The sequence below is a fragment of the Amycolatopsis heterodermiae genome (assembly GCF_034929455.1).
In the GTDB taxonomy this organism is placed as follows: domain Bacteria; phylum Actinomycetota; class Actinomycetes; order Mycobacteriales; family Pseudonocardiaceae; genus Amycolatopsis; species Amycolatopsis heterodermiae.
In genome coordinates this window covers 1,943,463-1,956,494 of record NZ_JAYFSI010000001.1, presented here as the reverse complement: position 1 = coordinate 1,956,494, position 13,032 = coordinate 1,943,463, and the positions used below count along the sequence as shown (strand labels likewise).

The 13,032-nt window shown below is 68.5% G+C and carries 11 protein-coding genes; 3 read left to right on the top strand and 8 right to left on the bottom strand.

Features of this window, described 5'->3' with window-relative positions:
- Genes VA596_RS09610 through VA596_RS09600 form a run of 3 tightly spaced genes read right to left on the bottom strand, consistent with a single transcriptional unit; the run spans nucleotide 1 to nucleotide 3,076 of the window.
- On the bottom strand, nucleotides 1–657 hold the full coding sequence (locus tag VA596_RS09610) for a response regulator transcription factor (protein WP_323325172.1): 657 nt from the start codon (nucleotides 655–657) through the stop codon (nucleotides 1–3).
- Nucleotides 654–1,790, bottom strand: a complete 1,137-nt coding sequence (gene macS / locus VA596_RS09605) for a MacS family sensor histidine kinase (RefSeq protein WP_323325170.1) — start codon at nucleotides 1,788–1,790, stop codon at nucleotides 654–656. The genes VA596_RS09610 and macS overlap by 4 nt, the downstream gene beginning before the upstream one ends.
- The gene (locus VA596_RS09600) at nucleotides 1,787–3,076 is read right to left on the bottom strand and encodes an AI-2E family transporter (protein WP_410171855.1); all 1,290 of its coding nucleotides are present in this window, start codon (nucleotides 3,074–3,076) and stop codon (nucleotides 1,787–1,789) included. The genes macS and VA596_RS09600 overlap by 4 nt, the downstream gene beginning before the upstream one ends.
- Before the next feature lie 173 nt (nucleotides 3,077–3,249).
- On the opposite strand from VA596_RS09600, the gene VA596_RS09595 reads away from it, so the two are divergent.
- Both VA596_RS09595 and VA596_RS09590 read left to right on the top strand, forming a co-directional pair.
- On the top strand, nucleotides 3,250–4,179 hold the full coding sequence (locus VA596_RS09595) for a hypothetical protein (protein WP_323325166.1): 930 nt from the start codon (nucleotides 3,250–3,252) through the stop codon (nucleotides 4,177–4,179).
- A gap of 210 nt (nucleotides 4,180–4,389) precedes the next feature.
- The gene (locus VA596_RS09590) at nucleotides 4,390–7,551 is read left to right on the top strand and encodes a beta strand repeat-containing protein (RefSeq protein ID WP_323325164.1); all 3,162 of its coding nucleotides are present in this window, start codon (nucleotides 4,390–4,392) and stop codon (nucleotides 7,549–7,551) included.
- Between the two features lie 135 nt (nucleotides 7,552–7,686).
- Here the strand turns inward: VA596_RS09590 and VA596_RS09585 are convergent, their stop codons facing one another.
- Nucleotides 7,687–8,451, bottom strand: a complete 765-nt coding sequence (locus VA596_RS09585) for a dioxygenase family protein (protein WP_323325162.1) — start codon at nucleotides 8,449–8,451, stop codon at nucleotides 7,687–7,689.
- 67 nt (nucleotides 8,452–8,518) lie between these two features.
- Nucleotides 8,519–8,899, bottom strand: coding sequence for a MarR family winged helix-turn-helix transcriptional regulator (locus VA596_RS09580; protein ID WP_323325160.1), 381 nt, complete (start codon nucleotides 8,897–8,899; stop codon nucleotides 8,519–8,521).
- Nucleotides 8,900–8,965: 66 nt separating this feature from the next.
- On the opposite strand from VA596_RS09580, the gene VA596_RS09575 reads away from it, so the two are divergent.
- Entirely contained in the window at nucleotides 8,966–9,418 is a 453-nt protein-coding gene (locus VA596_RS09575; RefSeq protein ID WP_323325158.1) for a MarR family winged helix-turn-helix transcriptional regulator, read from the top strand.
- Nucleotides 9,419–9,439: 21 nt separating this feature from the next.
- Here VA596_RS09575 and VA596_RS09570 read toward each other — a convergent pair whose 3' ends face one another.
- Genes VA596_RS09570 through VA596_RS09560 form a run of 3 tightly spaced genes read right to left on the bottom strand, consistent with a single transcriptional unit; the run spans nucleotide 9,440 to nucleotide 13,024 of the window.
- A complete protein-coding gene (locus tag VA596_RS09570) occupies nucleotides 9,440–11,329 on the bottom strand; it encodes a 5'-methylthioadenosine/S-adenosylhomocysteine nucleosidase family protein (RefSeq protein ID WP_323325156.1) in 1,890 nt (629 codons plus the stop codon).
- Entirely contained in the window at nucleotides 11,298–11,783 is a 486-nt protein-coding gene (locus VA596_RS09565) for a DUF7768 domain-containing protein (RefSeq protein WP_323325155.1), read from the bottom strand. Before VA596_RS09565 ends, VA596_RS09570 begins: the two co-directional genes overlap by 32 nt.
- Nucleotides 11,780–13,024: a hypothetical protein gene (locus VA596_RS09560; protein WP_323325153.1), complete on the bottom strand. Its 1,245-nt coding sequence runs from the start codon at nucleotides 13,022–13,024 to the stop codon at nucleotides 11,780–11,782. Before VA596_RS09560 ends, VA596_RS09565 begins: the two co-directional genes overlap by 4 nt.
- Between the last annotated feature and the right edge of the window lie 8 nt (nucleotides 13,025–13,032).

The following is a 13,032-nucleotide window of genomic DNA, read 5'->3' as shown; positions in this document are numbered from 1 at the left end:
CTACTCCTCGTCGAGGCCGTGCTCGATCGCGTAGCGGGCCAGCTCGACGCGGTTGTGCAGCTGCAGCTTCCGCAGCGTCGACTGGACGTGGTTCTCGACGGTCCGGTGCGAGAGCACGAGCCGTTCGGCGATCTGCCGCGCGGTGAGCCCCTTCGCGACCAGGCGCAGGACGTCGGTCTCGCGCTCGGTCAGCCGCGGCGGCTCGGCGCCTTCGGCGGGGGCGTCGGCCATCCGCCGGTACTCGCCGAGCACCAGCCCGGCCAGGCCGGCGGTGAACACCGGGTCGCCGGCGGCGGTGCGGCGGACGGCGTCCACCAGTTCGGCCGCGGACGCCGACTTGACCAGGTAACCGGACGCGCCGGCCTTCACCGCCTCCAGGACGTCCTTGTGCTCCCCGCTCGCCGACAGCACCAGCACCCGCGTCGACGGCAGGGCGGCGGTGATCTCACGGGTGGCGTCGACCCCGGAGGTGGTGCCGAGGTTGAGGTCCATCAGCACGACGTCCGGCGCCACGGTCCGCGCGATCCGCAGCGCGGCGTCGGCGTCCGGCGCGGTCGCCCGCACGTCGAAGCCGTGTTCGGTCAGGTCGCGGGCCACGCCGTCGCGCCAGATCGGGTGGTCGTCGACCACCATCACCGAAATCAGCGGCTCGCTCATGACGTTGCTCTGGTGCTCGGCACCTTGACCTCCCACTCCGTGCCCCGGCCGGGGCCGGTGTCGAGGGACGCGCTCCCGCCGAGGTCGCGCACCCGCCCCCGGATGGATTCCACCACGCCGAGGTGCCCGTTCGCGGCCGCTCGCTCGAGAACGCCGTCCGGAATGCCCGGTCCGTCGTCGCGGATGCTCACCACCACGTCGGCGCCGAGGTCCTCCAGCAGCACCCACGCGTGCGCGCCGGGGCCCGCGTGCTTCTCGACGTTCGCCAGCGCTTCGCGGGTGATGGCGACGAGCTCGTCGGTGACGTGCGCCGGCAGCTCGACGTCGTCCGCGGGGGTCGAGACCTGCACCGACGGCGTCGCGAGCAGCTGCAGGGCCGCGCGCAGGCTGGTCGTGCCGGTCTCGCTCGGCCGCACCGGTTCCGTCGTCACCAGGGACCGCAGCGCGATCTCCTGCTCGCCCGCGAGCTTGGCCAGCTCGGCCGCTTCGCCGCCGACCTCGTTGCCGCGCTTGCGGACGCGGGCCAGCACCTGCAGCACGCTGTCGTGGATCGACCGGGCCAGCCGTTCGCGCTCGGCCGTCGCCGCTTCCTTCCGCAACGCCTGCGCCAGGCGCGTGGCGGCCTGCCGGCTCAGCGTCGCCGCCATCCCGACCAGCAGCCCGGCGGCGGCGAGGAGGACGCCGTCCCGCGCGACGTCGAGGTCGAACTTCTCCCGCGCGAGACCGGTCGCCACCCCGACGACCAGGCCGGCGAGCACCCCGCCGACCGCGCCGAACCGGGCGCCCGCGGCCACCGGCGGCACCGCGGCCCACACGGTGGTGATGAGCGGGACGTTCAGCGCGAACTGCGCGTCGCTCAGTACCAGAGGTGAAGTCAGCAGCAGCCCGGTGCCGACCACGACGTCGACGACGACCAGCCACGGCGGCCGCGTCCGCTCGCGCAGGTACAGCACGCTGATCACGACCGACCAGACCGCCATCGCGCCCAGCAGCGTCCAGGCCAGCCACTCACGCCGGTAGTGCTCGTGCTGCACGACGACCGTGCCGCAGGCGAACGCCCAGGTGAGCACGCGGAACGCGTTCACGCCGCGCCACAGCGGCGTGATCGGGTCCGGCGTCCGCGCGGTGGTCATTCCTTCTTGTCGTCCTTGTTCACGGCCGTCGCCGCGCGGGCGTTCTTCTCTTCGTCTTCTTCGTCGTCCTCACCGATCGTCGGCACCTCCGCGTCGGGGGTCCCGGGTTCGGCGTCGTTCGGCTGCGCGGCCTGGTCCTTGAGGACGTCGACCTCGGCCGGGTCCGGGTTCCGCTCGTGCAGCAGCGACCGGACGCCGGCGTTCAGCACGGCCAGCAGCGGCACGGCCAGCAGCGCGCCGGCGATCCCGCCCGCGACCAGGCCGGCGGTGATGGCCAGGACCACGGCCAGCGGGTGCAGCTTCACGGCCCGCCCGAGCAGCAGCGGCTGCAGGATGTGGCTCTCCAGCTGCATCACGCCGATCACGATGCCGAGCACGATGACCGCGCCGATGAAGCCGTTCGTCACCAGCGCGATCAGGACCGCGACGCCGCCGGTCAGCACCGCGCCGATGATCGGGATGAACGCGCCGATGAAGACCAGCGTCGCCAGCGGGATCACCAGCGGCACACCCATGATCCACAGGCCGACGCCGATGCCGACCGCGTCGACGACGGCGACCGCCGCCGTCGCGCGGACGTAGCTGACCAGCGAGGCGAACCCGCGGCGCCCGGCGACGTCGACCCGGTTGCGGACCCGGCCGGGCACGGCGCGGACCAGGAACGTCCAGATGCCGTCGCCGCCGCTGAGGAAGAAGATCGTGATGAACAGCGTCAGCAGGAAGCCGGTGAGGATCTCGCCGACGGTGCTCGCCGTGGTCAGCGCCGTCGTGGTGATGGACGCCTGGTTGTTCTGGATGAAGCCGATCGCCTGGTTGATGAAGTCCTGGATCTGCTCCTGCCGCAGGTGCGGCGGGCCGTTCAGCAGCCAGTTCTTGATCTGGTCGAGGCTCGCGTTCAGCTGTTGCTGCAGCTGGGGCAGCCCGGAGGAGAACTGCGTGATGACGAACGTCAGCAGCCCGCCCAGCACGGCCAGCCCGGCGATGACGACGATCGCGGTCGCCAGCCCGCGCGGGAACTTCAGGGCCACCAGCTTCTGGACGGCCGGCGCGAGCAGCGCCGAAACCAGGAGGGCGATGGACAGCGGGATGACGACGACCGAGAGGTAGCCGATCACCCACACCACCGCGTACAGCGCGGCGACGATCACGATGAACCGCCACGCGAGCGCGGCGCTGATGCGCAGCCCCCGGGGGATCAGTCCCGTGATGTCCTCGTGCTCCGGCAGGAACGGGTCTTCTCCGCGCGCGTGGCTCACAGCCACACCGTAGCGGCTGGGGCGCCCCATTTGCCCGACTGCCAGCTGTGATCACTGATCGTCAGTTCGGAATACACCGTGTGTTCTTCACACGATGGGGGCATCAAGTCGCGTCGAGGGTGCGCGTCACGCCCCGTGTTTGGTTAGGTCGCTACCGCAACGTTATGTGGCAGTCGAGCCGGAACACGCACAGGAGACGACGAGTGACGAACACCGCGAAGAACGAGGGGCAGGGCGCACAGCGCTCGCGCCGTCTCGTTTCGCGTGCGCTCCTCGTCGTCGGTGGCGCCATCGCCGGCACCGCCGCCGCGTGGCTCGTCTCCGGCGCGACCGCTTCCGCCGACACAGTCGATGCGGGCGCGGCTTCCGTTACGCCGGCCACCGACGCGACGGCCGGCAGCCTCGGCGACGTCTCGCACGTCCCCGGTGACGTCGCCGAAGCCGGTTCGCCCCAGGACGTCACGTCGTGGAGCAAGCCCCGCGTCCTCGAGCACGAGGTCTCCGAGCGCGTCAGCGACTCGGTTTCGGACCTCACCGAGGACGCCGTCGTGAGCCCGGTTCACCGCACCCTTGGCGCGTTCGAGCACATCGCCCGCAAGCCCGAGGACACCCGCCAGGTCATCGAAGAGGCCATCGCCCCCGAACCGGCGAAGGACTTCGGCCACCAGGTGTGGCAGCTGCTCGACCCGGCGGGCAAGGGCGACCTGGTCCCGCTTCCGCAGCTCCCGGGGCTCGCCCCCGTCGAGCAGGAGCCGGTGACCGAGGGCGTCGGCAAGACCACGGACACGGTCGCCGTCTCGACCGTCGAACTCCCCGCCGCGTTGCGAGCCGCGCTCGCGATGCCGACGGGTGGCCAGCAGGACGACGTCACCGATGCCGCGGGCGAGTCCCGCGACTCGCACCGTGATCTGCCGTCGTCGCCGCTGGTCCCGGTGCAGCTTCCGGCCGCACCGTCCATCCCCACCGCCCCGGGTGGCAGCTCTGCCCCCGGTGGCCACCTCGACGGCTTGAACTTCGGCGTCCCCTCGTGGGTCTCCGCTGCCGTCAGCGATGCCGCCGCCAGCGCTTACCGCGGCGGCCTGCGGCACAAGCCGCGCACTCCGGGCACGCAGCCCGGTGTCACTCCTGACTGAAACACCTCCCTCCACGGGTAGCTGACGCGCCCAAGTCCGTCTTCATCTGACGGCATCCGCGTCCGCACGAATCCCCCGTGGCACGGCGGTGCGCTTTGTTGCGCCCGCAAGAAGTTCCTTCCCCCTGGTGCGGCTCGGACTCCGTTTCGACTTCGACGAGCGCACCCCCATAAGCCCGTAAGGGAACCCGAAATAAAGGAGAAACACCCCATGCAGACGTGGGCAAAGCGCGGACTCCAGACCGCGCTGGTCACGGGTGGTTTGCTGATGCTGGGCACCGGCATCGCCTCGGCTGACGAGAACGTCAACCCCGACTCCCCGGCCTCCCCGCTCGACCTGAACGTGACGGCTCCGATCTCGGAGGCCAACAACGCGGTCGGCACCCCGTTCGGCCAGCTGGACCTGCCCGCCGGGCAGACGGAGCTGAGCACCAAGCCGGCCACCAAGGCCGCGAACGAGGCCGTCAAGCAGCTCGACGAAGCGAGCCCGATCAGCCAGAGCACCCTCGGTGGCGCGACCAAGGCTGACGGCGCGGGCGCCTTCACCCCGGGTCACAACAACCTCAAGGGCAACAAGGTCGCCGGCGACGTCGTCGTCCCGATCCAGATCGTGGACAACGCGATCGGCGTGATCGGCGACGCGCACGTCGACGGCACGGACCACTCGCAGACCTGGAGCCACAACCAGGACGTCGCGACCGACGGCTCCAAGTCCGGCCTCGCCGGCAACGCCGTGGTCCTCGACTGGGCGCTCCCGGTCCAGATCGCCGGCAACTCCGGCGGCGTGGCCGGCGGCTCCGGCGCGGTGCACGGTGGCTCGGCCAGCCAGAGCACCTCCGAGACCGGCAACATCGACACCGACGGCACCGGCTCCGGCCTGTCCGGCAACGTGGTGGCCGGCCAGTTCGCCACCCCGGTCCAGGTGACCGGCAACGCCGTTTCCTACCTGCTCGGCAACGCGTACAGCCAGTACGACGCCGACTCGGACGCCACCTCGGGTGGCTCGATCAAGTCCGCCGGTGACGGTGGCTCGGGCTCGGGCAACATCGTCGGTGTGCCGATCGCCCTGCCGGTGAAGTTCAACGGCAACGCCGGTGGCGTGTGGGGTTCGGACGCCGACACCCTGTCGAACTCGTCCGCCGACGCCAAGGCCGGGGACACCCGCGACGGCTCGCTGGGCATCCCGACCTACGAAGAGACGAGCGGCAACGACTCGTTCCTCGACGGCAACGCGGCCGCCGTTTCGCTCTCCCCGATCGCCAACGTCGCGGGTGTCGCGGCGTCGTGGATCGGCAACGCGGCCACCGGTGGCGCGACGGGCCGCGACGGCGAAGAGACCCAGGGCGGCAGCTCCTCCAGCACTGTCGACTCGGGTGGCTTCGTCAAGACGGCGGGCGACGGCTCGGGTGCGGGCGGCAACGTCATCAACCCGTCGGTCGCCCTCCCGGTCGAGGCGTTCGGCATCGGCGGGACCTACATCGGCAACTCGCACGCCAACCACGACAACACCACCGACGCCAACGCGGGCAACGGCAGCTACACCAAGGGCAACGACGCCGTCCTCGGCGGCAACATCGTCAACACCCAGACCGCGGGCGCGCCCGAGGTCTACGGCATCGGCGCCAGCCACATCGGCAACGCCACCGGCACCTCGACCGAGGACAAGACGGTCACCGCCGGGGCGTACGACGGCTCGCAGGGTGACGACTCGTCCGGTTCGGGCAACGTCGTCCAGGTGCCGGTCGCCGTCCCCGCCGAGGTCTTCGGCGTGGGTGGCTCCTTCATCGGCCAGGGCTCCGGCTCGGCCGAGGAGACCAAGGTCGTCTCGGGCGGCGGCGGTGGCAGCACCAAGGACGACAACGGCTTCCTGAGCTCCAACCTGGGCACCGTCCCGGCGTCGCTCCCGGTGCAGGTCGCCAACATCGGTGGCGCCTTCATCGGCCAGGGCCACGGCAAGGGCTCGACCGACACCACCTCCAACGCGGGTGGCGACGTCAAGGCCAACGGCCCCGCGGGTGCGGGCGCCGGCAACATCGTCGAGGCCCCGGTCTCCCTGCCGGTGCTGGCCGCCGGCTCGGGTGCCGCCCTCGGCGGCATCGGCACCGGTGAGAACGACAACATCACCGACTCGTCGGCGGGTGGCGACGCCCTCACCGACGGGCAGGACGGCGCGATCGCCGGCAACATCGTGAAGGCCCCGGTCGCGGGTGCCGCGCAGCTGTTCAGCGACGGTGTCGCGGGTGCGGCGCTGGGCCACGGCCTCGGCTCGAGCGACACGGTCTCCTCCGCGGGCGGCGACGCCACGACCAACGGTGACCGCGGCGCGATCGCCGGCGACATCGTGGGCGTGGACGCGCTTCCGGTGGCGCAGATCTTCGGCGACGCGGTGAGCGCGGGCGGCGTCTCCAGCGGCAACGGCCAGAACACCACCACCGTGACCAACGCGGGCGACGACACCACCTCCGGTGTCGAAGGCGCGCTGGCCGGCGACATCCTGGACATCCCGGCGACGGCGATCGCCCAGTTCTTCGGTGACGCGGTGGCCGTGGGCGGCGTGGCCCACGCGAACGGTGACAACGTCCTCACCACGGAGAACGGCGGCGAGCCGGTCACCGAGGGTGACGGGTCGAGCCTGTCGGGGTACAACTTCTACCACGAGCTCGTGGCGCCGGTGCAGATCTTCGGGGTTCCCCTGGAGCTGCTGGGCAACGCGACCGCGGACTACACCGACATGACGAGCATCGACGGTGACACCGTCGACTCGGCGGACCCGATCTCGAACCCGGTCGAGGGTTCGGAGCTGGGCGCCGGCGAGCTGCCGTCGCTGACCGGGCTGGCCAGTGGCCTGCCGACGGCGGGGCTGCCCACCCAGGGCCTGCCCGCGCTGCCGACGGCGATCCCGACCCAGCGCGCCGACGTGCCGGTGAGCGGCCCGATGTCCGGGATGCCGCACCTGCCGACCCCGGGTCTGCCCACCGCGGGTGGCCTCCCCGGCCTGAGCAGCCTCTCCGCGCTGGGTGGTGCCCTGCCCGGGCACGGCACCGAGCGTGCGGACCTGCCGACGACCGGTGGTCTCCCGGTGCACGTCCCGGCCCTGAGCGGCGGCCTGCTGCCCACCCTGCCGGCCGTCCCGGCCCTGGGTGGCGGCGTCCCGACGCTGCCCGTCGCGCTCCCGGTGACCCCGGCCCTGCCGGCGAACCCGCAGCTGCCCGCCGCCCCGACGACGCTGCCGGCCGCGCCGGCCGCGCTGCCGGTGAACGCGAAGCTGCCGGTGCTGGACAGCGCGGCCCCGGCCGCGCAGGTTCCGGCCATGTCGGGCCTGGACTCCACCGGCTTCCTCGCGAAGCTGCTGGGCCTGGTCAAGCGCAAGTAGTTCTCGCCTGATGGGTGCCGGGGGCTTCGGGTGCGAAGCCCCCGGCACCTCGTAGTAACTGAATGACTCTCCCTCCCTGGAGACGACGAGCCCCAGGAGCCAGCGCCGGCTCCTGGGGCTCGTTCGCGTTCCGCGTCAGGAGAACTGGAGAGAACGCTTCGCCAGGCCGTGCCAGAACCCGTCGATCACCGTGCGCCCTTCGCCGGAGCTGGCGCCGAGGGAGACGAACAGCGGCGCGAAGTGCTCGATCCGCGGGTGCGCGAGCGTCGCCGCCGGGGCCTTGTGCCGGAAGTCGAGCAGCGTGTCGACGTCGCCGCTGCGCAGCACCTCGTCACCCCAGTGGTCGAACTCGGCCGACCACGCCGGCGGTGTCCCGTCGGTGGTGCGGGCCATGCCCCTCAGGTTGTGCGTGAAGAAGCCGCTGCCGATGATCAGCACGCCCTCGTCGCGCAACGGCGCGAGCTTGCGGCCGAGCTCGAACAGCTCCTGCGGGTCGAGCGACGGCATCGAAACCTGTAGCACCGGGATGTCGGCGTCGGGGAACATCTCGACGAGCGGCACGTAGGCGCCGTGGTCGAGACCGCGCTCGGGCGCGTCGTGCACGGGGGTCTCGGTCGAGCGAAGGAGCTTCTTCACCTTCGCGGCGAGCTCCGGCGCGCCGGGCGACGCGTACTTCACCTGGTAGTAGCGGTCGGGGAAGCCCCAGAAGTCGTAGACCAGCGGCACGGTCGTGGTGGCCGACAGCGTCAGCGGCGCCTCTTCCCAGTGCGCCGAGACGACCAGGATCGCGGTCGGTTTCGGCAGGTCGGCCGACCAGCCGGCGAGTTGACGGGTCCACGTGGCGTCGTCGGCGAGCGGCGGGGCACCGTGGCTGAGGTAGAGGACCGGGGTGGGGGTCATCGACAGCTCCAGTGTTTGAAAGTTCAACTACTAGAGTACCCGACGCCGACACCGTCCCGGTTATTCCTCAGACGGCTTCGAGGTTCGCGGCGCACCGCTCCAGGGTGCGGATCGTCGTGCGGTAGTCCTCGTCGCTGACGCCGTCGGTCACCGACGACCGGAACGCCGTGACGCGCGCTTCGACCCGAGCGTGGGCTTCGCGTCCTTCGGCGGTGAGTTCGCTGGTTCCGGTGACCCAGCCGCGGTCGCGCAGGTCGGCCACCTGGGACGTCACCGAGCCGAACGGCGCCAGCGCCGCGTCGACCTCCTCCGGCGTGCGGGCGCCCCGGGCGATCGTGTTGAGTACCTGCCAATGTCGGCGGGTCAGTGACTCGGCGTCGAGGGCGCGGGCCATCGAGGATTCGAGAAGGTCGTGGACGTGGCGAAGCCACCAGCCGAGGGGTTTCATGGATACTCCTGATTGTCGTGGAACAACTACATGTAAAAGTACATGTAGTCCGGAGGTGGGGCAACGATGACGGATGCGGTGGCCGAGGTCGAGCGCGCGATGATCGCGATCCGCCGCAGCCAGCAGCGGCGGGCGCTGAGCCGGCTCGCCAAGGAGCGCGGCCGCGGCGGGCACGACCCGGTGCACGAGCTGCTCGACGTCGTCGAAGAGCTCGCCGAACGCGGCGAAGCCGGCACGGTGACGGCGCTGAGCACGGCGATGGGGGTCGACCAGCCGCGCGCGAGCCGCCTGGTCGCGCGCGCGGTCGAGCAGGGACTGCTCCGGCGCGTGGCCGACCAGCACGACGGCCGCCGCGCGGTACTCGTGCCGACCGAAGCCGGCCAAGCCCACCTCGACGAGCTGCACGCCTTCCGCCGCGCCGTGTTCGCCGAGGTCATGGCCGACTGGCCGGCCGACGACCGAGCGACCTTCGGCCGCCTGCTGACCGACTTCGTCCGCGGCTACGGACAGCTCAGTTAGACGATCAGTGCCAGGGCGAGGTCAGTGCTGGATCAAACCACCGGCTTCAAGGGCGCGTACCACCACCAGGGAAGCGTTGCGTGCCGCCAGTTCCTGACGGGGTATCTTGTCAACGGCTTTTTCCGCCGCATAGTCACAAATGGCCTTGACGATGATCCATTCGACGCCGGCGCGGCCACTCGCGGAGTTCACACCGGCTCCTTCCATCTCGCCGCCGATGGCTTCCGGGAACAGATCGAGCAGTGACCGTTTGAAGTCCGGATTGTCGATCAGCTTTTCGCCTGAAAGCAGCTCGCCAGATTTGACCCTGAACGCCAGATCATCGAGGTGAGCATCGCGAAACCGGCCAAGCAGTCGCGGTGAACATTCGGCGCTTGGCCCTCGCCGGGTGATGGTCAGGATGCCGGCTGGGCCGGTGCCGACACGTTGCGGTTCATAGGAGGTGAGTTTTTCCGAAAGCAAAACTTCGCCGATGGGCTGCCGCTTTTCGTCGATGCCGAACGCGACGCCCACGCCGATCACCGCACTCGGCCGCAAATCCAGGATGGCGTCTTGGACCGTCAACATCGAGCCGCCCTGGCCGCCAGAGCCCATGCTGCATCGGACGTGGGCGACCGTCGCGCCGCCGATCGGTCCGTACAGCCAATAGGTGTTGATCGGCCCGTACTGGTTTCGGCCTTGGTGTCCGGTCCGCTCCAGTGCGGCTCGTAGTTCTTTGGTCTCGATTTCGTTAACCGTAATCAGAAGGACGTCTGCATGCGGCATCCCTAGGGCTCCCCTGCTCTTCTCAAGATTAGCGCCCAGTGCTGGGTCGCTTTCGCTGAGCTGATCCGCAAGTAGCATTAAATGTTGCTCAGTAAGCCTTGCGACGTCCTGCGGGGCCATGTGTGGATCGGGTGGCCCAGGGCGGCCGATTACGCGTGCCGCCTCCCGGATCTGCGAGACGATCCGGCGCCGGACCTGGTGTTGACCGTGAAAGGTGGCTTCGTCCTCCGACGCACTTGGAGTTCGATCGAGCTCGCGGTCGTACATGGCGGTCAGCAGCCAGCGGACCGTGTCGGCGAGTAGTTCCACCTCCAGGGACCTGCGGCTTCGAACGTAACTGAGCCAATGTTCCGCGTCGATCTCGACGGGCGCGAACAGGGAACTGATGTTGCACACGGTAGCGAACGTGAGCAGGACCTGCACGTCGTGCTGGGGAAAATCGGTGGACAACTGGTCGAAGTATACAAGTTCGCGTATTCCGGTGGCAATGTCGCCGCCGCCGTGGCGTTGGTTGTCGACGGTGAAGCCCTTACTGATCTGCCGGCGGATCGTGTATTCAACGTGCGGGTTTCCGCCGAGATCGCCCAGGAAGCCTCGGAAATAATTGTAGGTTATGGCTTGATTCTCGCGCCTAAAAAGAGCTTCGCGGGTCGGCTCGCGAAGGGCGTGGAGGGCAGGCTGGAACTTGCCGCCGAGATTCTCCATGGGAATGCTCTCAGTCCACGCGCGCAATGTCTCCAGAAGGGGCGCGGTGCTGCCACCCGACTTGGGCCAGGTCGGAACTAGCCAAGACAGTTTGTCGCCATCGGCCGTGTAGTAGTTCGCGTAACGCTCGGCATCGTGCTGATATGCGTCCGAGCGTGAAGTCCTGAACTCGGCCAGCGTGGCGTCACGGCTCACGGTCTGAAGTTCGTGGCAGCTCAGCAGAACCTCGAATTCCTCGTGTGTCCGGCTGCTCAGCCGATGATTTTCCCAGATCGCAGACAGGCCGCAGTAGAGCTCGGACTGAGTGAAGAACGTCAGGAGCCTGGTCGCCTGGATAAGATCGAGCTCGTAGGGCAGCCGGCCAGCTGCTTCGGTGAGCTCGCGATCCAGGAAATGCAGGTAGACGGCGTCAGAGTGCCGAGGTTTTCTGAATGCTTCCATTCAGTTCCCGAGTTCTTCCCATGGCGTCGACGATCGTGTCATGCGCGCCGGTCGTCAGTTTCTCCAGCAAGAGCTCGCGATCCAGTCCGGTCAGGTGCAACACCTCGGGTTCCACGTCAAGATCTGTCGGCACTGTGCTTTGGATCTTCTCGGCGACGTTGTCGATCGTGAAGTACTTTACCGGCTTGTTCGACTGAGTTGCCTGCGCGATTTCGATCAATACACCATCGGCAAGCGTATCACCGAAGATCCACACCTCGTCGCACGCCTCGATTAGCCGCCGGTTTCCTCCGCGGACATCGTCGCGACCCACTCGATCGCCCAGGAAGTAATCGAACACCCGGAAAGGATTCAACGGAACGGCACCCTGTTCGAAGACATACTGGCAGACGGCGTCCCGGCAGTAGAAGTAGTGCTTAGACTGCGCTGTGTAGACGAGCTTCTTTTCGATCATGCTTGGCTCCTTCGCGCCTCGGCGACTGCTTGTCCTGCGACGTGTCCGCTGATCAATGCCGCGGTCAAGCCGCGGAACGTACCCGCGACGTCTCCTGCGACCCAAAGCTCTCGTGCCGGTGTGGCCAGTAGCTGATCGTGGATGGGATACAAACCGACACCTTCCACCGTGGGGCCGACAAGAGTGGCGTTCGCGAGGTCGTGACCGGCGAATTGTTGCATGAGCAGTTGGAGGCCCTTGGCCAGGCGCGCCGACAGGGCTCTCCCGAGCAGTTTTGCCAGCGGCCCGTCTCGCTCCTCGCGTACGTCGTCCAAGAAGTCGTCGAGTCGCTGGCGTACCGGGTGGGTCAGTTGTCTTGCCGCGCTGAGGAGGTGACGCTGCGTCGCTACGGCTTCCGCGGGATCGAGCAGTCTGACGTTGAAACCGACGTTCGAGCGGCCGGTCGGTGGGCAGTCGGCACGTCCGCACGCGGTGGTCAGCGCGTCGAAGTCCGCTTCGACGATTTTGCCCTGGCGGCAGCAGCAGAACGTGCGCCACTCGACTGTGCCTTCTCGGTTGCGCCACACGTACTTCGGATCAAGTTGCGGATGCCCGGCCAAGAAGAACTCAGCTGCCGGCTGTTCGATCCTGACACCGGCTTCGAATCTCAGTGCCCGCATCGTCTGGGTGGGTAGCCATTCTCGCGCCAGGAGGGGACCAAGTCTGCCGGTGGCCAGGATGACTCGCCGTGTGGAGATGGCAGCTCCCGACTTCAGGAAAACTTTCCAATCACCGGTCGAATCAGACAGCCTGGACACGCTGGCCTGAGTGGTCAGCTTGGCTATCCGGCCAGCCAGGCGGTCGATCAAATACTCTCGATCGTGGAACGAGGAGTCGAGAGAAAGGTATCGCTTCTCACCGATGACATGGGCCGGCAACTGTGCCGGCAACTTTCGGGGAAGATTCGGTACGCTGATTCCAACTGACTCAAGTAATTTAGTGAACCACGCATACGCCGGGTACAGAAATTTCGAGTTGAGCTGCCACAATGCTGACGCGGAAGGCCAGAAAGAGAACTTGCCGTCCGAAAATAATCCGGCGCCACCTACGCCCTGTAGTACGCTGGCTGGATCGTTCTGATTGCGATCTTGTGCAAAAGTTCCGCACTCCAGAACAAGGGGGTCCAAGCTCCGTGCGGCGGCGGCTGCTGCTAGCCCGGCAGGACCAGCGCCGATGATCACAAGTTCCTCCACCTGGCCCATGAGAAGCC